This window comes from Enterococcus sp. 5B3_DIV0040 (assembly GCF_002140755.1).
GTDB lineage: Bacteria > Bacillota > Bacilli > Lactobacillales > Enterococcaceae > Enterococcus_D > Enterococcus_D casseliflavus.
Window position 1 is genome coordinate 1,832,972 of sequence record NZ_NGLC01000001.1, and the last position, 21,831, is coordinate 1,854,802.

Annotated in this window: 20 protein-coding genes; 4 read left to right on the forward strand and 16 right to left on the reverse strand. The window is 42.4% G+C overall.

Translation table 11 applies throughout. The features are described from left to right. From A5883_RS08660 to A5883_RS08680, 5 genes are all read right to left on the reverse strand, one after another. Positions 1 to 1,052, reverse strand: a 1,052-nt coding sequence (locus A5883_RS08660) for an Ig-like domain-containing protein (protein ID WP_086338341.1), incomplete at its 3' end; no start/stop codon positions are given. 305 nt (positions 1,053 to 1,357) lie between these two features. Next, the gene (locus A5883_RS08665; RefSeq protein ID WP_086338342.1) at positions 1,358 to 3,448 is read right to left on the reverse strand and encodes an ABC transporter permease; all 2,091 of its coding nucleotides are present in this window, start codon (positions 3,446 to 3,448) and stop codon (positions 1,358 to 1,360) included. Further along, positions 3,420 to 4,196 carry an ABC transporter ATP-binding protein gene (locus A5883_RS08670; RefSeq protein WP_016610278.1) on the reverse strand — a complete coding sequence of 259 codons (777 nt, stop codon included), beginning with the start codon at positions 4,194 to 4,196 and terminating at the stop codon, positions 3,420 to 3,422. The genes A5883_RS08665 and A5883_RS08670 overlap by 29 nt, the downstream gene beginning before the upstream one ends. Positions 4,197 to 4,285: 89 nt before the next feature. Continuing rightward, positions 4,286 to 5,233, reverse strand: a complete 948-nt coding sequence (locus A5883_RS08675; RefSeq protein WP_086338343.1) for a sensor histidine kinase — start codon at positions 5,231 to 5,233, stop codon at positions 4,286 to 4,288. Beyond that, complete coding sequence (locus A5883_RS08680; protein WP_005225805.1) at positions 5,230 to 5,925, reverse strand: response regulator transcription factor; 696 nt, start codon at positions 5,923 to 5,925, stop codon at positions 5,230 to 5,232. Before A5883_RS08680 ends, A5883_RS08675 begins: the two co-directional genes overlap by 4 nt. Positions 5,926 to 6,087: 162 nt before the next feature. Between A5883_RS08680 and A5883_RS08685 the strand changes: the two genes are divergently transcribed. Then, positions 6,088 to 6,705, forward strand: coding sequence for an FMN-dependent NADH-azoreductase (locus A5883_RS08685; RefSeq protein ID WP_005225804.1), 618 nt, complete (start codon positions 6,088 to 6,090; stop codon positions 6,703 to 6,705). Between the two features lie 135 nt (positions 6,706 to 6,840). Here A5883_RS08685 and A5883_RS08690 read toward each other — a convergent pair whose 3' ends face one another. The 4 genes from A5883_RS08690 to tyrS all read right to left on the reverse strand — a co-directional run bounded on the left by A5883_RS08690 (position 6,841) and on the right by tyrS (position 10,498). Further along, complete coding sequence (locus tag A5883_RS08690; RefSeq protein ID WP_034858030.1) at positions 6,841 to 7,227, reverse strand: cytidine deaminase family protein; 387 nt, start codon at positions 7,225 to 7,227, stop codon at positions 6,841 to 6,843. Between the two features lie 45 nt (positions 7,228 to 7,272). Then, the gene (locus A5883_RS08695) at positions 7,273 to 8,166 is read right to left on the reverse strand and encodes a deoxyribonuclease IV (protein WP_005225802.1); all 894 of its coding nucleotides are present in this window, start codon (positions 8,164 to 8,166) and stop codon (positions 7,273 to 7,275) included. Positions 8,167 to 8,254: 88 nt separating this feature from the next. Continuing rightward, positions 8,255 to 9,166, reverse strand: coding sequence for an AEC family transporter (locus A5883_RS08700; RefSeq protein ID WP_005225801.1), 912 nt, complete (start codon positions 9,164 to 9,166; stop codon positions 8,255 to 8,257). Between the two features lie 69 nt (positions 9,167 to 9,235). After that, a complete protein-coding gene (tyrS, locus tag A5883_RS08705) occupies positions 9,236 to 10,498 on the reverse strand; it encodes a tyrosine--tRNA ligase (RefSeq protein ID WP_086338344.1) in 1,263 nt (420 codons plus the stop codon). A 262-nt stretch (positions 10,499 to 10,760) separates the two neighbouring features. Between tyrS and A5883_RS08710 the strand changes: the two genes are divergently transcribed. Next, positions 10,761 to 13,205, forward strand: a complete 2,445-nt coding sequence (locus A5883_RS08710; protein WP_086338345.1) for a transglycosylase domain-containing protein — start codon at positions 10,761 to 10,763, stop codon at positions 13,203 to 13,205. A 142-nt stretch (positions 13,206 to 13,347) separates the two neighbouring features. Here A5883_RS08710 and ccpA read toward each other — a convergent pair whose 3' ends face one another. Further along, positions 13,348 to 14,346, reverse strand: coding sequence for a catabolite control protein A (ccpA, locus tag A5883_RS08715; RefSeq protein WP_005225798.1), 999 nt, complete (start codon positions 14,344 to 14,346; stop codon positions 13,348 to 13,350). A 194-nt stretch (positions 14,347 to 14,540) separates the two neighbouring features. On the opposite strand from ccpA, the gene A5883_RS08720 reads away from it, so the two are divergent. Together A5883_RS08720 and A5883_RS08725 are read left to right on the forward strand one after the other, a co-directional pair. Continuing rightward, a complete protein-coding gene (locus tag A5883_RS08720; RefSeq protein ID WP_086338346.1) occupies positions 14,541 to 15,641 on the forward strand; it encodes a M24 family metallopeptidase in 1,101 nt (366 codons plus the stop codon). Between the two features lie 36 nt (positions 15,642 to 15,677). Beyond that, positions 15,678 to 16,574, forward strand: coding sequence for an NAD-dependent epimerase/dehydratase family protein (locus A5883_RS08725; RefSeq protein WP_176323965.1), 897 nt, complete (start codon positions 15,678 to 15,680; stop codon positions 16,572 to 16,574). Between the two features lie 83 nt (positions 16,575 to 16,657). On the opposite strand, the gene A5883_RS08730 is transcribed toward A5883_RS08725, so the two are convergent. The 6 genes from A5883_RS08730 to hprK form a co-directional block, all read right to left on the reverse strand. After that, entirely contained in the window at positions 16,658 to 17,338 is a 681-nt protein-coding gene (locus tag A5883_RS08730; RefSeq protein ID WP_016610287.1) for a YtxH domain-containing protein, read from the reverse strand. A 14-nt stretch (positions 17,339 to 17,352) separates the two neighbouring features. Continuing rightward, a complete protein-coding gene (locus A5883_RS08735; RefSeq protein ID WP_005235398.1) occupies positions 17,353 to 17,778 on the reverse strand; it encodes a DUF948 domain-containing protein in 426 nt (141 codons plus the stop codon). A 160-nt stretch (positions 17,779 to 17,938) separates the two neighbouring features. Beyond that, entirely contained in the window at positions 17,939 to 18,856 is a 918-nt protein-coding gene (gene galU, locus A5883_RS08740) for a UTP--glucose-1-phosphate uridylyltransferase GalU (protein WP_074931604.1), read from the reverse strand. 17 nt (positions 18,857 to 18,873) lie between these two features. Further along, the gene (locus A5883_RS08745) at positions 18,874 to 19,902 is read right to left on the reverse strand and encodes an NAD(P)H-dependent glycerol-3-phosphate dehydrogenase (protein WP_074931607.1); all 1,029 of its coding nucleotides are present in this window, start codon (positions 19,900 to 19,902) and stop codon (positions 18,874 to 18,876) included. A gap of 75 nt (positions 19,903 to 19,977) precedes the next feature. Continuing rightward, positions 19,978 to 20,808: a prolipoprotein diacylglyceryl transferase gene (lgt, locus tag A5883_RS08750; protein WP_074931610.1), complete on the reverse strand. Its 831-nt coding sequence runs from the start codon at positions 20,806 to 20,808 to the stop codon at positions 19,978 to 19,980. A gap of 14 nt (positions 20,809 to 20,822) precedes the next feature. After that, a complete protein-coding gene (hprK, locus tag A5883_RS08755; RefSeq protein ID WP_005225790.1) occupies positions 20,823 to 21,758 on the reverse strand; it encodes an HPr(Ser) kinase/phosphatase in 936 nt (311 codons plus the stop codon). Positions 21,759 to 21,831 lie beyond the last annotated feature (73 nt).

Genomic DNA, 21,831 nt, shown 5'->3' on the forward strand with positions numbered 1-21,831 from the left:
CTACTTGGTTCCGTGCTGCTACTGGTGCTGCTTTCGCTACTTGGTTCCGTACTACTACTCGTACTGCTTTCACTACTTGGTTCCGTGCTGCTGGACTCTCCGGGTTCACCGGTTCCGCCACCACCGCCACCATAGCGTGGCGTATAGCCAGTAATACTGCTTGTTCTTGGCACATCATTGACCAAAGCATCAAGGATGCCCCGATTGGTATATTGTTCCAATGAACCATCCGTTTCTGTTTTGTAGGTAATGTAGATCCGTTCCTCTGTATCCCGCAAAGGAATTTCAAAGGAGCCGTCACTATTTAAAACGATCGGTACTTGCTCGACATACGTTGGGTTGGAAACGCTGGGTCCATAGACCACTCGAGCACTCGTACTGACTAGTGTCTGATGAGGACCTAAAAAGTCAATAAACGTTCCATCTTTGATCGTCACTTGGTCCGTGTCAAACGAGTTGATATACACTCGCCAATCAATGATCCGTTTGGGTTCTTGCGTACCTAAATACAGTCCTTGTTTGGTGAGTAAGGCACCCTCCCCTGAATCATCCACTGCTTGAATAAAAATAGGCACCGATTGCGTCCCATTTGCCGTTTCAAAGTTGATGTTGTTGATCTGGTTTTCTATCACGTCATCACTGAACTTTGTCCAAAAATAAAAGTCCCCATGTACATTGGTATTTTGTTCGACAAATTCCGTGAAAACAAAGGTCAGCTGATTGCCAACTTGGGTAACATTGACCACTAAGTTGTTATTTTCATCGTATAAAGCATACGTATTATTAACGCCTTCAATCTCAGCTGGCAAGGTGACGGTCGCTTTGTCACCTGCTTTTAAATCACCTAAGTCCTCCAAACTCCAGGTCATATCTATTTTGAAGGAATCATCCTTTTCAATACTTGTGATGACCTCGTTGTGGCTATTAACGATCGATACATTGGTGATCAGCTTGGCACCCACATCGGTTTCCCCATAAACAACCCGCATACCAGCAAAAACAGGAATCAACAGCAGCAAGACAGCAAATGCTTTTCCTAAACGTTTGATCATTGGTTTCCTCCCTTAAGTGATCGCTTAGCTAAACCCATCGGTCACAGCAATTACTGTACTCGACATGAATATTTTCATTAACAGTTGTCTTTTCGTTTCACGGTGAGAAAAATAGACTTCCAGTTGCCACATTCTTGCAGGGTATCCGCGACTGCCTAATAGAATCAGTGTTAACTAATTTTATCGGCTTTTCGGTGATTTACACAATTAAAACGCTTCATTGGTGAAAGAAAATAACAATGCAGCAAACAAAAAAACCAAATCCCAATCTGTGTTGATTGAAAGGGATTTGGCTAAAAAATAAATCACTCTGTCGGATCGGCGATCCGATCAATTTGCTGGAAGTACCGATACTGACAAACAAAGTAAAAAACGATTTGGAAAATCAAAAAGAGACTAACGATCACACCATAGTATTGCCAAACAGGCAATTCTACTAAAATACGCAAAGCGGTCATTGCCACCGCAAAATGGATCATTGCCACAACTGTTGGCAAGAAGTACATCACTTGCAGCTGGCGTCTCAGAACGTTGTGACGCTCCTTCGGCGACACACCTAAAATATGCAAGGAACGATGATACGCACCATCTTTATCTAAATCTGCAAATAAACGGAAATAGATAATCGAAGCGGAGAAAATAAAGAAAACCGAACCTAGTAATACCGTGATCATTAAAATGATGCCATTTCCTTGACGATTTTCTTGGAAAACTTGGTATTTCGAGGTATAAGACGTACGCATCGGAATGTCTTTTGCCGCTTCTGACCACTCTTCATCTGTATAGTCACCTTTGGCTTCAAACTCCCGACTGAGTTCTTCGTATTGCTGATCGATCAAGGCATTTTCTTTATCTAACTTTCCATTGAAATCAGATACCAATTCAGGTGTTTCAGCCCATTCTGGATAGTCTAACCAAATAAAACCAGATTCCATATCATCGTTAGATTCTTGTAAGAGAGCTTGCCATTTCTCAAAGGTCTTATCTGTCACAACTGACAAACCAAAGTGATTCAGAGAAAGCATTGAGGGGCTGTGGACAATCGTAATATCCTTTTTTATACCGGTTTCTGAACCTAATTCAAGTGGATAGATACTTGTGCGTTCGTTCTCAGGGACTTCTAGAAGCTGTTTTCGACGTGAATAATTAGCACTAAGTGTCATTATTTGATTATCTGCAACGGAATCAGCTTCCTCACCGATTTGTTTCATCATTTTCTGATAGTCACTTTCTCGCATAATTGAAAAGCCATTCGTCGTATAAAATGAATCATTCATAACTGCAGATTCATCAAGATTTGCATAGGCCCATAGTAAGGAAACACTATCCGTTACAGGTGAGTACCCTTTTTCTTCTATGGCAGTTTTAATTTCATTCATTTTCCCCTCAGAATGATCGAGGTCTTCTGGCCCAGACCACGGAAACACATAGGCTACACTGATTCCTTGGATTGAAGAAAAAGAAGAACTGCCGATCGCCAGCATCACGGAGATCCCAACGAATGCCACGGAGGTACTAATAGCGATCAGACTGTACATCGCCGCATTGTCTCGCATGCGAAAGATCCATTCGCTGATAGTCAGCATCCGAGTCCCACGTAAGAAGGTCGGGCGTTTTTTTAATCGTTTCAATAGAAATACGCTGAACTGATGGAATGACAAGATCGTGCCTGCAACAGTCAACAAGACTCCTAGCATAAGTGGCAGCATTGAGTATGTTTGGTAGCTAAAATAAAAGACCGATCCATAGCCCGCCACCAATAATATAATTCCTGAAAATGCCAATGCCCAATGACTTTTTGGCTCAGGACGTGGTTTTTCATTTTCCTTGATCAATGAGATGATCTGTTCTCCTTGCAAGGCCCGAGTACTGAAAAAGGAGATCAAGAGGAAAATAAAGACATAGATCCCAAAGGTCAATCCTAAACCTTCCAGAGGAACCATAAATTTCAGTCCTTCTGTTAGATACATGACATTTTGCGCAATCAGCAGCAACAATTTCGTCACTAAAATCCCTAACCCAATACCAGATACTGTGGCACATGTTCCTAAAAGGGCATTTTCGACAAACAAAATCTTTCGCAGATCTTTTTCTTCGATCCCCAAAATCAAGTAGATCGCCAGATCACGTTTGCGTCGTTTCAAAAAGACCACAAATGTATACCATAAAAACAACAGCGACAGTAAGGCGATCACCACGAGTGCGACGGATAGACCAACCTTAGCTAAGCTTGAAATTGTATCGCTATTAGATAAGTTTTCTTCCAATTGCGGATGAAAGAGCAAAAGACTAAAGATATAAAACACCATCGCCGCAAAGGCGCTGCTGACGAAGTATGCTGCATAGGTTCGAAAATTCCCCCGCAGATTACGAATGATCAACTGTCTGAAATTCATGACGGCGACCTCCTAAATGTGCTAGGACTTCAAGAATTTTTTGATAAAATTGCTGTTGATCAGCACCACGATAGACTTCGTTATACAGCTTTCCGTCTTTGATGAAAACGACCCGATCAGAAAAGCTGGCGGAATACGGATCATGGGTGACCATCATAGTGGTGACTTTTCGCTGTTTGTTCATCTGACTTAGTATTTCCATGACATCTCGTGCTGCCTTGGAATCAAGATTACCCGTCGGTTCGTCTGCTAAAAGCAATTCTGGTTGATGGATCAAAGCTCTAGCAATCGCAACTCGCTGCTGCTCTCCACCGGAAAGCTGATAGATGCGTTTGTCTTTTTTCTCATAGATCCCAAGTTCACGTAATAGCTGCTCCGAACGTTCTTTCATCTCAGGAACTGCCACCCGATCCAATGTCAGTGGTAAAATCACATTCTCAAGCACGCTCAATGGCGAAAGTAAATTGTAGTTTTGAAAAACAAAGCCTAGTTGCCGACGACGAAACTCCGCGAGTTTTTGCTTAGATAATTCTAGTGGCTGCTCTCCCTTGAGGATCACCGAACCTGAAGTCGGTTTATCCAATGTTGCCACCAAATTCAGCATGGTGGTCTTGCCACTGCCAGATGGACCCATAATGCTGATAAATTCTCCTTCTGGCACTTTGAGATCGATTTGTTGTAAAACCTCAACAGACACTTCCCCTGTATAGGTTTTCGATACATTTTTCAATTCTAGTAAAGCCATCATCTTCACTCCTTTGCTACCAGTTTAGCAGGCGGCACCGCAATCAGTTATCGATTTCATGATAGAAAGCTTACAAAATTGTAAGAAAGCCTTCACCTCCGAAATGTTAAGGTAACTGTCGTGCCTTGATTCTCCTTAGAGGCAAGCGCCACATCGATATCTAATTGCGTACTGATCGTTTCAACTAAATAAAGACCGATCCCAGTTGCCTCTCCTGTTTGCCGCCCATTCTGACCTGTATAAAAGGGGCGGAAAACTCGCGGGAGATCCGCTGTTGCAATCCCGCAGCCTTCATCTGCGATCGTTAAGCTTCTAGAAAAAGGATCGATCTCAAAATAGACTTTACTGTCTGGCTTTGAGTACTTGATGGCGTTGCTGATGAGTTGAAAGAGCAAAATACCTAGCCATTTTTTGTCTGTTGTCACCGTGATATCTGCTTCACTCATCAGCTTCGGATAGACTTCACTGCGAATAAAATTTCGCTTCTGGTCACCGATACTGTGTTTTAACAATTCCAACAATGAGGCTGATTCGATAACGAAGTCCTCCGTGAAATCTTCCAAGCGCACAAAATTCAGCGCAGTCGCCAAGCCACTTTTTAAGCGATCTGTTTCAGCCAAAAGATCATAGCTATCGACTTCTTCACTTTCAGCCATTAGCGCCAAAACTGAGACAGGTGTTTTCATTTGATGAACCCAGATATTCATGAAACGAATATGATTTTGATGGTGCTGATCTAATTCTGTCAGCCGCTCTTGCTCTTTCTGTTCATGGGCATCGAACTGCTTGCGCCATTGCTTGGAAAGGTAGCCATTGCTTCGGTGTGTCGCTCTTCCATGCTTGATATACTGATAAAACGCAGTATTGGAAAGGTAATCTACCAAATAAACAAGAACAATGAACAGCCCAAATAGAAGCAGACCATAACCAATTACGAGGTAATTTCGATAGCCATCCAACCAAATCACTAAAACGAACAATGAAATGGCTAAGAAGGTAACGAGTAGTTTAGGTAAATGAACACTTGCATATGCTTTCATTCTTCCGTACCTATCACTGATAAAGCGTAGCCCTTTCCGCGAATCGTTTGGATCGGATCATTGATGCCCATTGCCGCCAGTTTTTTTCGCAAACGGCCGACATTGACAGAAAGCGTATTGTCATCAACGAAGCGTTCATCATCCCATAATAGATTTAAGATCCGTTCCCGTTTGACCATCTCTGGGTGTGCCGACATTAACAGGGTCAATAATTCTCCTTCTCGAACAGTCAGCCATTCACTGGCTTCACGATAGACCATCTTCAATGCTTCGGGATAGTAGATCAATTCGCCGGCTTTCAAACTTCTCGCCCGATCAGACTGTGCATAATCCCCGTAGACTCTGCGAATGTGGCTTTTTACTTTTGCCAGCAGCAAGTCATAAGAAAAAGGTTTGACTAGATAATCATCAGCACCATATTCTAGAGCCATCACTTGGTCCATATTGCCGTCACGGGCGGAGATGAAGAGAATTGGAACCAACGAACGTTCCCTGATTTTTTGGCACCAATAAAACCCATCATAATAAGGTAGATTGACATCCAACAAAACCAAATCAGGTTGGATCATCAAGAATTCATCTAAAACCGCAGCGAAATTTTCAGGAACAAAGGTTTGATACGCATAGCGGGATAATTGGTTTTCCATCATTTTGACTAACGATTTGTCATCTTCGACCACGAATATTTTCATAGAAATCCTCCTGTTTTCTCTAAAGTTTACCAAATCTGTGTGAAAAAAACTGTAAAATTCCAGCTTTTTTAAAAAAAGTGTACTTATTTATTGTAAGCAAAATTATTTTATAGTATACTACGTTTTGTGATTAAAACTTACTTAAAGTAAAGGTGGAAAAAAATGAAAAATATTTTAGTTGTTAAAGCCAATAACCGTCCTGATGGAGTATCTGCAAAAATGTTTGATACGTTCGTTGAAAATCTTGATACCAACAATGTGGACGTTGTAACCTTTGATGTGTACGCACAACCAATGCCTTATATCGGTCAAACGTTATTTGAAGCATTTGGCAAACTTTCACAAGAACAAGAATTAAACCAAGAAGAACAAGAATTGATGACTGTCCGTCAAGACGTGATGAACAAATTCGCAGCAGCGGATACCATCGTTTTCGCTTTCCCAATGTGGAACTTAACGATTCCTGCTGCCTTGCACACATTCATCGACTATATCTTCCAAGCTGGCTTTACTTTTTCTTATAACGAAGATGGTTCAATGAACCAATTATTGAAAGACAAAGAAATCGTTCTATTGAATGCCCGTGGTGGTGTTTACTCAGGCGAAATGAGCGCAATGGAAAACGCTGTAACCTTTATGGAAAAAGTTTTCGGTGGTATGTTCGGCATGAACATCACAGAAGAAGTAATCATTGAAGGCCACAATGCAGATCCTTCTAAAACAGCAGAAATCATTGCTGAAGGTTTAGAACGCGTAGCAGCTGCTGCGAAAAAATTCTAATCATTGCTATCGATCAACTCCTCAACAAAGCGCTATTGCTTGTTGAGGAGTTTTTTTATCCAAAAGCGTAGCTCGTCCATGGGATCGATAAAATAAAGAAGCCCCTTAGAACACAGCGGTCTAAGGGGACTCTTTTTATTTTGATGCTTTCCAATCAACAGGCAACAGCTCTTCTAGCGTCATAATTTTTCCTGCTGCGATCATGACCTGCGTGTTATGGTTGGCAGGATCCAGCTGGCTGATGAATTCACGGCAACGACCACAAGGTGGGATCGGCTCACCTGCCGAATTGATTGCAACCATCTGTAACACCCGCTGCTGACCATCGGTGATCATTTGCGCAGCCGCAGCCTGTTCGGCGCAAAAACCCATAGAACAGCTGGTATCGATACAGATCCCTGTATAAATCTGTCCATCTGCAGTAGCCAGAGCTGCCGCGACACTCCCTGCTTCTGCAAATTGAGAGAGCTGTCTGAATCCCAGTTTTTGCTTCGCGGCATCGATCAGCAACTGAAAGTCCATTTTTCTTCCTCCAATAATAAGCTGGCTCATGGTTAAATGAACCGTTTAAGCACCCGCCATGATTTTCGTCAATAGCTCAGGATCAAAGGTCTTTTCCCGCAGCATCGCGATTTCATAGCCATAAGGGGCTTTTTTATTCTTTTTGTCTTCGCCAACATAGGGTGTTTCCAAAATTTTCGGTAACGCTGATAATTGCTCATGATGAACGATCTTATTCAAGGCTTCAAAGCCGATCGTGCCAAAACCAATATTCGCATGTCGGTCTTTGTGGCTGCCCTGTGGATTTTTTGAATCATTGACATGGATGACCTTCAAGCGATCCAACCCGATGATTTTGTCAAACTCGTTTAACACGCCGTCAAAGTCTTCTTTGACATTGTAGCCAGCATCATTCGTGTGACAAGTATCTAGTGTAACGGATAATTTTTCATTTAAGGTGACACCATCGATAATTGCTGCCAATTCTTCAAAGCTGCGACCAATCTCGGTGCCTTTACCTGCCATTGTTTCTAATGCGATCTGGGCAGTTTGATTTTTTTCAAGGACCTCGTTCAAGCCTTTAATGATCTGCTTGATCCCAGCTTCTGGTCCTGCACCGACATGGGCACCGGGGTGCAATGTGATTTGAGTTGCACCTAAAGCTTGGGCTCGTTGGATTTCTTCTTGTAAGAACGAAACAGCAAAGCCAAAGTTTTCTGGTTTGATGGTATTGCCTAAATTAATGATGTACGGGGCATGGACGACGATATTCGAAATTCCTTTTTCCGTCATAAAATCTTGTCCAGCTGCGATCTGCATCTCTTCGATCGGTTTGCGCCGCGTGTTTTGCGGAGCTCCGGTATAGATCATAAACGTAGTAGCTTGATAGCTAGCTGCCTCTTCTGCTGCTCCTAAAAGCATTTTTTTGCCGCTCATTGAAACGTGTGAACCAATCAACATTTTTCTTTTCCTCCTAAATCTAGTCTTCTCTATTATCGATAAAAGCGCCTTGTAAAGCGATTATTTTGCTCATTGCCGTATTTTTTTATCAAGCGAGTCCAAATAACATCAGGACACCCGTCATTAGCGGCATACTTATCAAAAAGCTAATGGAAGAAACGAACCCCACCGCTTCTTCCTCCATTCCAGCAATCACGGAATTAATGACACCGAATAAAGGAATTGGAGCAAACACTAACAAACAAAGAACTGGCTTTAATAAAACTGGGATTGGTAAAACATAGAAAGCTGCGAACAGCACGAATGCCAGTCCGTACCGCAAGCTTAAAATTTTGATCACGGTTTGGGTGGTGTGCTTCGGTAAGCGGAAATCCAAAAATAAGCCAATCATAAACATGGACAAAAACGTATTTGCGATCCCGATTGGTTGGACAAGCGCCAATGCCGCTTCGGGAATCCTCCAATCCGCACTGCGGATAATCAGCATCACTAGATAAATAGTAAACGTTGGCGAACGCAGGAGATTCAAAAAGATTTTCCCTGGTTCAAACGTCGTCCGCTTTCCAATCAAGAATTCGATGAAAATCGTCGTTCCCCCTGCCAACATGATACTGTTCCCCATATCAAACAGCGAAATCAGCGGAATCCCTAAAGGATAAAAGCTTTGGGCAAAAGGAATCGCAAAATTGCCGATATTAAAGCCTGAACCGCAGTACATCGCAAACTGCTGCAGCGTGTTCGATTCTTTTTTGGTCAAGAAAAATGCGAAGAGGATCTGGACGATCGTAATGATCAACGCGATCACAATCAAACTAAGCGCACTGACTTGTACTTGCATTGAAGCTAAATTCAAAATGATTGCTGCCGGTAACGTCACATTCAAAATAATTTTGGATAAGATCGAGCCATCCGCTTTTGAAAGGACATTTAGCCGCTTAAGAAAATACCCTAAGAAGATCATGGCAAATAAACCGGCGGCATTCAACACTATATTTCCCATTCCAACAAAAACCCTTCCTCTACAAAAATTTGAAAAAAGCGAACCAACAAGGCGGTTCGCTTTTTGCGATTAAAATGTTAATAAGAAATATTTTTTCTTGCCACGACGAATCACGACGTATTTTCCACCGATCCGATCACTTGCTTGGAGCTCGTACGTTAGGTCTTGGACGCGTTCCCCATTAATGTAGATGGCACCATTTTGAACGTCTTCTCTTGCTTGACGTTTTGATGGTTCGATTTTAGCAGTCGTCAACACTTCAACGATGTTCAAAGAATCATCTGCTGTTACCTGATGGCTTGGCACCCCTTTGAAGCCTTGTTCGATCTCTTCAGCGTTCAATTCTTTGATATTGCCACTGAATAAACTTGCTGAGATACGTACGGCTTGTTCATAAGCCTCTGCCCCATGAACCAAAGTAGTGACTTCTTTTGCCAAAGCTTTTTGTGCTGCTCGAGATTCTGGTGCAGCGTTAAACTCTGCTTCGATCGCAGCGATTTCTTCTAATGATAAGAAGGTGAAATATTTCAAGAATTTGACTGCATCACGATCATCCGTATTGATCCAGAATTGGTAGAACTCGTAAGGCGTCGTTTTCTTGGCATCTAGCCAAACCGCATTGCCTTCTGTTTTCCCAAATTTCGTTCCATCTGCTTTTGTGATCAATGGCATAGTCAAACCGAACCCTTGGACTTCACGCTCACGACGTAATAATTCGATCCCAGAGGTGATATTCCCCCATTGATCGCTACCGCCTAATTGCAACAAGCAACCGTGGTTGTCGTAAAGATTCAAAAAGTCATAGGCTTGTAATAGCTGGTATGCAAATTCCGTGTAGGAGATCCCAGTTTCGATCCGACGTTTGACACTTTCTTTGCTCATCATGTAATTGATCGTAAAGTTTTTCCCAGTGTCACGCAAGAAATCAATCAGTTTCAATTCCCCTAGCCACTCATAGTTATTGGCAATGATGGCAGGATTTTCTTGGTCATCAAAATCAATGAAGCGAGATAATTGGCTCTTGATACTTTGTGACCATTCTAAAACGGTATCTAGTGTGTTTAATTGACGTTCTTGATCTTTAAAGGATGGGTCACCGATCATTCCTGTACCGCCGCCTACTAATGCGATCGGCACATGTCCGTTTTGTTGGAAACGGCGCAACATCAAAATAGGCAATAAATGACCAATATGCAGGCTATCTGCGGTAGGATCAAAGCCGATATATAGTTTCACAGACTCTTCATTTAATTGTTGGGTCAAGGCTGCTTCGTCTGTGGTCTGATGAACTAATCCGCGTTGCTTTAGCTCTTCAAAAAAGTCTGTACTCATTCTTTCTCCTCCTAATAATTGCTTCATTGTTCATCTTAACTGAAAAAGAGGTCAATGAAAAGTCTTTCTCTCAAAGTCCTTTACCAAAAAAGAAACTTTTAGGCAAATCCGTTCATTTTCCTTTATTATCGCTGGTTCAATACAAACACCAACTGGCATTTTCTCCCACACTTCTTTCGATAACAGATAGGGTGCTACCCAAGCGCCTTGTTTTTTGCTATAATTACACGGAATCTATTCTAATTTATTGAGGTGACTCTTTTTGTCCCAGAAAACGAAAAATCAAAAGAATACAGAAAACAAAAATAGAGGCTGGTTCTATTTCAACATCAGTCTTAGGGTTTTACATGCCTTGTTCTTAGTTGCTATTTCTTTGCTGGTTCTAGGCGGTTCTTTAGCCTTAGGGATCGGTGCCGGCTACTTTGCTTTTCTTGTGGAAGATACCGCAGCTCCTTCTAAAGATGAGTTACAAAAAGAATTGACCGACATCACAGAGACTTCTCAACTCGCATACGCTGATGGCAGCAAAATCGCAACGATTCGCTCGGACCTAATGCGAACGTCGGTTAATTCCGATCAAATTTCAGATTATTTGAAAAAAGCGATCATCGCAACAGAGGACGAATATTTTAATATTCATAATGGGGTCGTACCAAAAGCAGTCGTGCGAGCATTATTATCAGAAGCGACAGGCTTTGGCGGCAGCGGGGGTTCCACTTTGACCCAGCAGCTGGTAAAACAACAAATCCTTTCCAGTGAAACGACCTTTAAACGCAAAGCCAATGAGATTTTATTAGCCATGGAAGTGGAGAAATTTTTCGATAAAGATGAGATCGTCACCATGTATTTAAACATCTCCCCTTTTGGTCGAAACAATAAAGGGCAAAATATCGCAGGTGTGCAAGAAGCGGCGCAAGGAATTTTTGGCGTCAACGCAGCTGACCTGTCTTTACCGCAAGCAGCCTTTATTGCGGGTCTGCCACAAAGCCCGATCGTCTACAGCCCTTATACAAATACGGGTGAGATCAAGGAAAACTTGACCGCTGGCTTAGAACGGAAAGACTTCGTGCTCTTCAGTATGTATCGTAACCACGATATCACGAAAGAAGAATACGAAGAGGCGCTTAATTATGACTTGAAGCAAGACTTCAAAAAACAAGAAGCCATTGAACAAACGGATCAAAGCTTCCTTTATTACACTGTGTTAAATGAAGCAAAAGACATTATTGCCAAACAGCTGGCAGATGAAGATGATGTCAGTGACGAAGAATACGCCAAAGAGGAAACCTATCAAAAATACTTCGAATTGGCGCAGCAAAAACTTGTTAATGGCGGCTATACCGTCACATCAACGATCGATAAAGATATTTATAATGCGATGCAAGATGCCGTCGACAAATACGGCTATATGCTAGACAACTGGGGTGACTCCACCATCGAAGTCGGCAATGTCATGATGGACAACGCCACTGGGAAAGTACTAGGCTTTATTGGCGGACGTAACTATGCTGACAATCAATTCAACCATGCCTTTGATGCCAAACGCCAAGCAGGTTCAAGTATCAAACCCATGCTGGTTTACGGACCGGCGATCGAAAGTGGCTTAATGGGCTCTGAATCGATGGTTTCTGACTATGCCGCAAAATGGCGGACAGGAGAAAACGCCGGTGAGCCGATCGTCAATGCCACAAACCGTGGAACCAATACCTTCATGTCGATTCGTGAATCATTGGAGGTTTCCAGTAATATCGCAGCGACAAATATTTTCCAAGATCTTTGGGAAAAAGAAGGCGATCATTTTTATGCCTACACAAATTATTTAAGCAAAATGGGCTATCCCGAAGATAATAGCTGGGCGTATGAATCAGCGCCATTAGGGGTTACAGATGTCACAGTCTTGAATCAAACGAATGGCTTCCAAACATTTGCCAATAATGGTGTTTATCAGCAAGGCTATATCATCGAATCAATCAAAGATAATGAAGGCGAAGTGCTTTACCAGCATGAAGCCAAACCTGTCCAAGTCTTTTCAGAAGCGACGGCTTCCATCATGACCGACATGATGCGCAGTGTCATCGATGAGCAAAAAACCAGTTCCTTTAAATCGGTTATCAGCGGATTGGATTGGAACCTCGGAAATGCCGATTGGGTCGGAAAAACTGGTTCCACCAACAACTGGTCGGACTCTTGGCTAGTCGTCTCCACCCCATCGATCACCATCAGCAGCTGGTCAGGTCGAGATGACAATAAAGGGACCGATAGCGCTGCAGGAACTCGGACAGCCAACTATATGGCTTACTTGATCAATCGTATTTATCAAACAAACCAAGAAGTCTTTGGTGTGAATCAGAAGTTTGAACTTTCTAGTGATGTCAAAAAAGCTCAAGTTTCCAAGTTTACTGGTACCCAACCAGGAGGAACCGTGCGAGTCGATAATCGAACCTATACCAATCCAAGCAGTACCGTTACTTCGTATTGGGCCACTGGCGGACCAGATACGGTCGATTTCAAATTTGGACTCGGTGGTTCAGATGCAAACTACGCTGACTATTGGAGAAAAGCATCTTCTAGCCGTTCAACAAATCGTTCGTCGAATACATCATCGAATAACACATCCAACAATGTTACACCTACGGCAAATGATGAGGATGACGATGAGGAACAGCAAGACAATAATCAACAAAATACCAACAATAATGATGACTGATCAGCCTTGTGCTGATCAGTTTTTTTATGCAAAAAAAGTGTGAGGAGAAAATCCATAGATTTTCTCCCCACACGAACGATCGTTGAAGCAAAAAGTGGAACAACAAGGCGTTGTTCCACTGATCGTTTGATCAAATCGCTGCTTATTTCGTAGAGCTTTTTTCTGAAATACCGTAAGGCAAGACGATCGTTTTTTGTTCTACATCTTCTTTGTTCATCATTTTTGTCAATAGACGCATCGCAACGGCACCCATATCATACAATGGTTGCGTCACGCTTGATAAGCGTGGACGAGCTGCTTCAGCCAATAATGAATTGTTGCTGGTGATGATCTCGAAATCTTCAGGAACTTTAACACCTTTGTCTAACAAACCATCTAAGACGCCGATGGCTAACTCATCGTCTGTGACATAAGCTGCTGTTGCACCACTGTTGATGATGCGATCAACTAAGGCTAAGCCTTCTTTAAAGCTGTATGGTGATTCAAAGATCAACCCTTCAGAATATTCAAGGTTGTTTTCTTTCAAGGCTTCTTTATAGCCTTTCAAGCGGTTTTGGCCATTGATTGGATCGATCAAAGCACCGCTGACAAAAGCGATTTTTTGATTGTTTTTCGCCAATAATGAAACAGCATCTTTGGCAGCTGCTGTGTAATCGATATTGACACTTCCTACTTGTTCATCAGGATCGATCGAACCAGCTAAAACGACTGGTGTTTTTGAGCGAGAGAATTCCCCGCGAATTTCATCCGTGATGCGATGACCCATGAAGATAACGCCGTCCACTTGTTTTGCTAACAAGTTGTTCAAAACGTTGACTTCTTTCATTGTATCGCCATCAGAGTTGGCTAAGATGATATTGTATTTATACATGGTCGCTACATCATCGATCCCACGAGCAAGTGATGAGAAGAACATATTGCTGACATCAGGAATGATGACACCAACAGTCGTGGTCTTTTTACTTGCTAACCCTCGAGCAACTGCGTTTGGACGATAATCCAAGCGGTCGATCACTTCCAGCACTTTCTTACGAGTTGCTGGTTTTACATTTGGATTTCCGTTGACTACCCGTGAAACAGTTGCCATCGATACATTCGCTTCCCGTGCAACATCATAAATCGTAATTGTTTGTTTTTCCATGATATATCTCCCTTATTCTATTTTCAGAAAATCTTATTTACATTTCTTTGTTAGGATAGCAAATTTTTTCCGTATTTGCAACCGTTTTAATTTTGTTTTCATGAAAACTTAGCAATTTCCTACTTTCCCCGCCCCTATTCTCTTCTAAAGCATGATAAAATAGAAAAAGAATACTTGAAAGAAGGTTTTTTCAAATGAATGATAAAAAAATCAATGAGTTAAATGGCTGGTTGAAAACCAATGGCGCAGATGTTGCCTATATTTCTAATCCAGCAACAATCGCTTATTTTTCAGGTTTTAAAAGTGAACCTCATGAACGGGTCCTTGCTTTGTTTGTCGCACCTGGAAAAGATCCCTTTCTTTTCACACCAGCTCTGGAAGTAGAAGAAGCAAAAAATAGTGGCTGGTCCTTTGATATTATCGGTTATCTCGATAGCGAAGACCCTTGGGCGAAAATCTGTCAGGAATTGACCTCTCGTTACCAAGTTTCTTCCTTGGCACTAGAAAAAAATGACCTTTCCGTCGAGCGCTATGAAGCATTGAAACGGTTTTTGCCACAGACCGATTTTTCTTTAGATGTGACTCCGGTCATTCAAAAAATGCAGTTAACCAAAACGGCTGCTGAAATTGACACCTTGCTAGAAGCTGGCAACTGGGCAGACGTTGCTTTTGAGATTGGGTTTGCTGCCATCAAAGAAGGCGTCAGCGAAATGGCAATCGTGGCAGAAATTGAGTACGAGTTGAAAAAACGTGGGGTTTCCCATATGTCCTTCGATACAACGGTGTTAGCTGGTGCCAATGCAGCAAGTCCTCATGGCGTACCTGGTGACCGCAAAGTGACTGCCAATGAACTCGTCTTGTTTGACCTAGGGGTCGTTTGGAAAGGATATTGCAGTGATGCAACCAGAACGGTTGCCTATAAAGAACCGACTGCATTACAAAGAAAAATTTATGACATCGTTCTTGAAGCAGAACTAGCAGCGCAAGCAGCGGTCAAACCTGGGATTACCGCTGGAGAACTAGACAAGATTGCTCGTGATGTGATTACTGGCTATGGCTACGGCGACTACTTCAACCATCGTCTAGGTCACGGCATCGGTACCACGGTTCATGAGTTCCCCTCTTTGATCACTGGCAATGATTTAGTGATCGAAGAAGGCATGTGCTTCTCTATCGAACCGGGCATTTATTTACCAGATCAGGTCGGTGTCCGCATTGAAGACTGTGTGTATGTCACAGCAGATGGCTGTGTACCTTTTACCAAGACAGCAAAAGAATTATTGATCTTATCTTGATTTTCCTAATGAAACGGCGCAACATGTTGGCATTACATGAAAAGGAGTGTTCTTTTGAGTAAAAAAGTGTTGGTTTTAGGCGGCACGCGTTTTTTCGGTAAATATTTGGTCCAATCACTAATTGATCAAGGATTGGACGTGACGATCGCTACCCGAGGGAACACGAAAGATTCCTTTGGCGATCAAGTCAACAGAATCATCTTCGATCGCACCGACGAAGAAAGTATCAAAACGGCATTAACAAAAGAAACCTATGAGGTCATTTACGACAATATTGCTTATACTTCCAACGACATTGAGATTCTACTGCGTCATGTCACACCGAAGCGCTACATCGTTACTAGCTCAATGTCTGCGTACCATGAATTACACTTCGATTTGATTGAAGCGGATTTTGACCCTGCTAAAGAACCCTTCAGACTGGTTGGCTCTGAGGAGGTCGATTATGCACAAGGCAAGCGAACCGTGGAAGAGATCCTGACCCAAAAATACAGTCAGATCCCGTCCGTTTTTGTCCGCTTTCCTTATGTGATCGGTGCAGATGATTACACAAAACGTTTTACCTTTTACATTGACCATCTGATAAAGCAAAAGCCAATGGCTGTCGATAATCTAACGCATCAAATGGGCTTTGTGGATGCCCAAGAGGCTGGTAAATTTTTAGCGTTTCTAGGTACTAGCTCGTTCACAGGACCCATCAATGGTGCGTCAAAAGGTACAGTTTCCTTAGAAGAAGTGCTGCAATACGTAACGAAAAAAACTGGTCTTTCCCCGCTCTTTTCAGAAACAGGTGATCAAGGCCCTTATAATGGTACACCTGCTTATTCGATCAATGTTGGTCTCGCTGAGGAAATTGGCTTTCCATTCAGTCACCTGCAGGATTGGCTCTATCAACTTTGCGATTGGGAAATCACCCAAGCATCAAGCGAATAACTACCAAAATCACAAAAAAACGTTCGCCGATTTTACTGGCGAACGTTTTATCTTTTGAAGTAATCAAATTTTTGTATCCTTGCTTATGCTTCAGGATTGTTTTTTTCTAATGTATCTTTTAATTCTTCTTTCGCATCTTCCAAGTCAGCTTTGGCATCTTTTGTTTCTGCTTTCGCTGTTTTTTTGGCATCATCTGCTGCTTTTCCAGCTTCTTTTTTCAAATCAGCTGCGGCTGCTTGACCGTCTTTTTTGGCTTCTTCAACGACAGGTTTTGCTTCTTGTGCCCCTTCTTTGACGGTTTGTTTCATATCCGCTGCAGAAGATTTTGCATCAATGATGATATCTTGCACCGTGTCATCAGCGTCTACTTTGGCATCTTTCGCTGATTCTTTGACCTCGTTCGCTGATTTTTTGAAGCGTTCTGATAGATCACCTGCTTGTTTCTTTAACTCTTCAACGGTTTCTTCTGATGAACCAGCTGCTGTTTCTTTTAAGTCATCGACTTTCGCTGTTAAAGAACCGGTGAAGTCAGATGCTTGCTCGCTTAGTTTTGCCGCTTTGTCTTTAGCGATATCGACAAGATCCGTACTTCTTTCTTTGGCTAAATCACCATAATCAGATGCTTTATCTAATAAATCGTCTGCTTGTTTTGCTAATTTATTTCTTAATGTTTTACCAGATTCTGGCGCCAACAAAAGTGCTGCTGCTGCTGCCGCTGTTCCTCCGATGATTGCTCCTAATAAAAATCCGCCTTTTTTACTCATTGAAAGTCCTCCTTTTATTTTTGGTTATTTTTGTCTTTGAAAAATTTCATGGCTGTTTGACCGACTTTTCCAGCTACCGTTGCTTTGGCAGTGGTCCGGCCAAGACTACCCACGCGCGTAATTAAATTTTTTCCAGAAACATTTAGTTCTGAAACACTGGTACTTAGATCTGCAACTGCTGTGAACAAAGGATCGATGGTTGCGACTTTTCCGTTCACATCTTGTAAAAGCTCATTCGTTTTTACCAAAAGACCTTCAACCTCTTTTGAAAGAATATCAACGTCTTTGGTAATGACACGGATGGTTGTGTTTGCCTCTTCGACCGTTTTGTCTACTTTGGTCATTGTCTTGCTGACTTGCATCAACAAACGAACGACGAAAATGACCAATACGACAAATGCAATCGCAGCAATCAATGCAGCTAGTTCTCCTCCTGACATAGAATGGCTCCTTTCCCCATTTACTTATATTAAGAATAGCATTTCACTGCACTTTCTACAAATAAAAGACTGCATTTTTAAGAAAATTATCCGCTTTCAACAGGAAATAATAAAAAAACAAAGCAATTTCATCAGAAATCGCCTTGTTTAGGAGTTTTTGTTATTTTTTTGACGCTTTCGGTGCTTCTTTGACTTCTTTTTGAGCCGGAGCTAGTTCTTTTCCTAACTCGATCAAATACTCTTTCAAGTTGTCTTTGACTTCAGGGTGCACTAGACCATACTCGATACTTGTTTTTAAGAAACCGAATTTGTCTCCAACATCGTAACGCTTGCCGGTAAATTGATGGGCAAAGACGCGTTGGGTTTTGTTTAATGTGTCGATGGCATCCGTCAATTGGATCTCGCCACCAGCACCTGGTTCTTGATTGGCTAAAATATCAAAAATTTCAGGGGTCAGCAAGTAGCGGCCAATAATTGCTAAATCACTTGGCGCGTTTTCTGGCGCTGGTTTTTCAACAAAGTTTTTGACATTGAACAAGCCTTTTTCAACTTCCATACCAGGATCAATGATCCCGTATTTTGATGTATCTTCATGAGGAACATCCATGACAGCGATCGTTGATGCATGCGTTTTTTCATAATTATCGATCAACTGTTTCGTCAATGGTACTTGATCTTCCATCAAGTCATCACCTAGCATAACTACAAACGGTTCGTTTCCGACAAATGCCCGAGCCTGTAATACGGCATGGCCTAATCCTTTCGGATGAGATTGGCGAATGAAGTGAAGATTTACGTCAGTTGTTTCTTCCACTAATTTCAAAAGCTCCGTCTTGCCTTTTTCTTTTAGATTCATCTCTAATTCTAAATTGGCATCGAAATGGTCTTCGATCGGACGCTTTGCTTTCCCTGTTACGATCAAAATATCTTCGATCCCCGATTGTAAAGCTTCTTCCACGATAAACTGAATCGTTGGTTTGTCAACGATCGGCAACATTTCCTTTGCCATTGCTTTTGTAGCTGGTAAAAATCGGGTACCCAGACCGGCTGCTGGGATAACTGCTTTTTTGACATTCATGTGACTCGCTCCTTTAATCATAATGATTGATCTACCGAAAATTCGTTTTCTTCTTTGCCGTCTCGCAGCATAATATCTTTCGCTGCTTGCTTGATGTCTTTGCCTTCATACAAGACCGAATAAATCGTTTCTGTGATTGGCATTTCCACCGACAAAGCTTCTGCTAATTCGCGGGCAGCTTTGGTGGTTGAAACTCCTTCAACGATCATTCCCATATTGTCTAATACTTCATCTAAGCTATGGCCTTTTCCTAATAGGTTTCCTGCACGCCAATTCCGTGAATGGACACTGGTACAAGTAACGATCAAATCGCCAACCCCACTCAATCCGATAAAGGTTAAAGGATTGGCACCCATTGCCACACCAAGACGACTGATTTCTGCTAACCCACGGGTCATGATCGCTGCCTTCGCATCATCCCCAAAGCCAAGTCCTGCGATAGCACCGGCACCAATGGCGATGATGTTTTTCAAAGCGGCGCCAGTTTCGACACCGATCACATCGTTATTCGTGTAGATTCTAAAGTAATCATTCATAAATAGCTCTTGTACATACTTAGCAGCCGCTTCATTTTCTGAAGCTGCCGTGATCGTGGTGATATCATGGACAGCGACTTCTTCCGCATGAGATGGTCCTGACAAGACAACGATTTCTTGCCGTTTATCAGCTGGGATCTCTTCGGCAAGTACTTCTGAGATTCGTTTATGACTGCCTTGTTCTAACCCTTTTGAGGCATGGATAATGACTGGCTTGCCGGTTGTCTTTTCAGCGAACTCTTGTGCCACGGCACGAATCGCTTTAGTTGGTACGACAAACAAAACGGCATCGGCATCTTGGATCGCCTCTTCTAAATCTTTACAGCCTAAGATATTTTCAGGTAATTTTAAATCTGGCAAATAATGCCGATTCGTATGATACGTATTGATTTCATCGATTTGGGCGGGATTGTTCCCCCAAATAGTCACTTCATGTCCATTTTCAGACAAGACTTGTGCCAAAGCAGTCCCCCATGATCCGGGACCTAAGACGGCGATTTTCTGTTTCACTATGGAAACCTCCTCTATCCTTTTCGCAAATTCATGCACTTCATCATTTTACCATAATTTCGATAAAATAACTGTTTAGATAATCGTTTGGTTCTTACCAAAGCTGCGGTTGTAATCCTTTAACGCTTGTTTTTTCCTGCGCCAGATCATTAAAGCGATCGCTCCGAAGAATAATAAAGCGGAAAGTGCCTGTGACACACGGATGCCACCAAATAAGTATAAACTATCAGTACGCATTCCTTCAATAAAGAAGCGCCCGAATCCATACCAAATCAAGTAGCTCAAGAAGACTTCGCCTTCTTTTAATAACCCAGTTTTCTTACGCAAGAAGATCAAAACGATAAAACCAATCACGTTCCAAACCGATTCATAAAGAAAGGTCGGCTGCCGATACGCTTCATCGATATACATATTATCGATAATGAATTTCGGTATATACAAACTTTCTAAGAAGGAGCGGCTGACTTCAGCGCCAAATGCTTCATGGTTCATAAAGTTGCCCCAACGCCCGATGCCTTGTGCCAATAAGACACTTGGTGCGGCGATGTCTAAGAAGGTCCAGGGAGAAATAAAATTTCGTTGGCAGAAAAAGTATAGCCAGATCCCCCCGGCGATCAGTGCGCCGTAGATCGCGATCCCACCAGAGCGAATATTGAAAATTTGACTTGGGTCATCAATGTAGTATTGCAAGTCAAACAGAATATAATAAAGCCGCGCACCAATGATCGCTACTGGCAATCCAATCAACATAAAATCAGTCACATCATCTGGCTTGAGCCCGACACGAACTGCCTCTCTCGTGCTTAACCACATAGCAATGATCACGCCTGATACGATAATGATCGCATACCAATAAATCGGCAAACCAAATAGTTCAAATGCGACTCGATTTACTAAACCTAACATCTATCTTATCCTCTCTAGTTTCCAGAATTTTCTTCGATCAATTGCGTCAATCGATTTTCAAAGGTCTTCGTTGCATCGTAGCCCATCGTTTTCGCTCGGAAATTCATGGCAGCGACTTCGATAATGATCGCAACATTTCGACCAGTTTTTACGGGGATCTTGATTTGTGGTACATCGACGCCACCAATTTCAACCGTCGTATCATCGGTTCCTAGTCGATCATACTTTTTGTCTTTCGCCCAAGCTTCTAAATACACCGCTACTTGAACCTGCATATACCCTCGTACGGCACTGGCACCAAAAAGATTCATGACATCGATGATTCCGATTCCGCGGATCTCGATCAAGTGCTGCAAGATTTTCGGCGGTTCCCCTACCAAAGTCAATTCATCTTGCTTATACACATCCACCCGATCGTCAGCGATCAATCGATGCCCACGTTTGATTAACTCTAAGGCTGTTTCGCTTTTCCCAATTCCGCTATCGCCTTGAATCAAAACACCTAGCCCATAGACATCCACTAATACCCCATGGACACTGGTTCTTGTGGCTAAGCGTCCATCGAGGAAACTAGAAAGCTCTCCTTGCAGACGTGAGGTTGAGATGGGCGAACGCAAAATTGTGATCTCATGTTCTTTGCAGGCTTGAATCATTTCTGCTGGTACTTCCAAGCCGCGAGAAACGATAAACCCTGGGGTATCCTCGGCACACATTTTGCGCATCACCATCAAGCGTTCTTCTGGCATCATCCGTTCCGCAAAGGTGATCTCTTTGCTGCCGAATAATTGCAGACGATCATGGGAATAGTAATTAAAATAACCCGTCAATTCCAAACCAGGTCGGGAAATATCGCCGGTAATGATTTCTCTTTCTAAACTGTTTTCAGTTCCTTCAACTATCTCTAAATTTAAAGCCTCCGCCAGCTCGCTAACTTTGACGGTTTCTGCCATAGGTTTTCCCTCTTTTCTCAATGATTCTTGCCGCTGTTTCTTGTAAACGACACTCTGGTTCTATTTTATCATT

Bases quoted from the DNA above. Each gene is read 5' to 3' on its own strand.
- A5883_RS08680 (WP_005225805.1), bottom strand. From the start codon at position 5,925: ATGAAAATATTCGTGGTCGAAGATGACAAATCGTTAGTCAAAATGATG.
- lgt (WP_074931610.1), bottom strand. From the start codon at position 20,808: ATGTTAGGTTTAGTAAATCGAGTCGCATTTGAACTATTTGGTTTGCCG.
- hprK (WP_005225790.1), bottom strand. From the start codon at position 21,758: ATGGCAGAAACCGTCAAAGTTAGCGAGCTGGCGGAGGCTTTAAATTTA.
- A5883_RS08700 (WP_005225801.1), bottom strand. From the start codon at position 9,166: ATGGGAAATATAGTGTTGAATGCCGCCGGTTTATTTGCCATGATCTTC.
- ccpA (WP_005225798.1), bottom strand. From the start codon at position 14,346: ATGGAAAAACAAACAATTACGATTTATGATGTTGCACGGGAAGCGAAT.
- A5883_RS08690 (WP_034858030.1), bottom strand. From the start codon at position 7,227: ATGGACTTTCAGTTGCTGATCGATGCCGCGAAGCAAAAACTGGGATTC.
- A5883_RS08725 (WP_176323965.1), top strand. From the start codon at position 15,678: ATGAAAAGGAGTGTTCTTTTGAGTAAAAAAGTGTTGGTTTTAGGCGGC.
- A5883_RS08720 (WP_086338346.1), top strand. From the start codon at position 14,541: ATGAATGATAAAAAAATCAATGAGTTAAATGGCTGGTTGAAAACCAAT.
- A5883_RS08685 (WP_005225804.1), top strand. From the start codon at position 6,088: ATGAAAAATATTTTAGTTGTTAAAGCCAATAACCGTCCTGATGGAGTA.
- A5883_RS08735 (WP_005235398.1), bottom strand. From the start codon at position 17,778: ATGTCAGGAGGAGAACTAGCTGCATTGATTGCTGCGATTGCATTTGTC.
- A5883_RS08675 (WP_086338343.1), bottom strand. From the start codon at position 5,233: ATGAAAGCATATGCAAGTGTTCATTTACCTAAACTACTCGTTACCTTC.
- galU (WP_074931604.1), bottom strand. From the start codon at position 18,856: ATGAATGTCAAAAAAGCAGTTATCCCAGCAGCCGGTCTGGGTACCCGA.
- A5883_RS08670 (WP_016610278.1), bottom strand. From the start codon at position 4,196: ATGATGGCTTTACTAGAATTGAAAAATGTATCGAAAACCTATACAGGG.
- A5883_RS08695 (WP_005225802.1), bottom strand. From the start codon at position 8,166: ATGTTGATTGGTTCACACGTTTCAATGAGCGGCAAAAAAATGCTTTTA.
- tyrS (WP_086338344.1), bottom strand. From the start codon at position 10,498: ATGAGTACAGACTTTTTTGAAGAGCTAAAGCAACGCGGATTAGTTCAT.
- A5883_RS08730 (WP_016610287.1), bottom strand. From the start codon at position 17,338: ATGAGTAAAAAAGGCGGATTTTTATTAGGAGCAATCATCGGAGGAACA.
- A5883_RS08665 (WP_086338342.1), bottom strand. From the start codon at position 3,448: ATGAATTTCAGACAGTTGATCATTCGTAATCTGCGGGGGAATTTTCGA.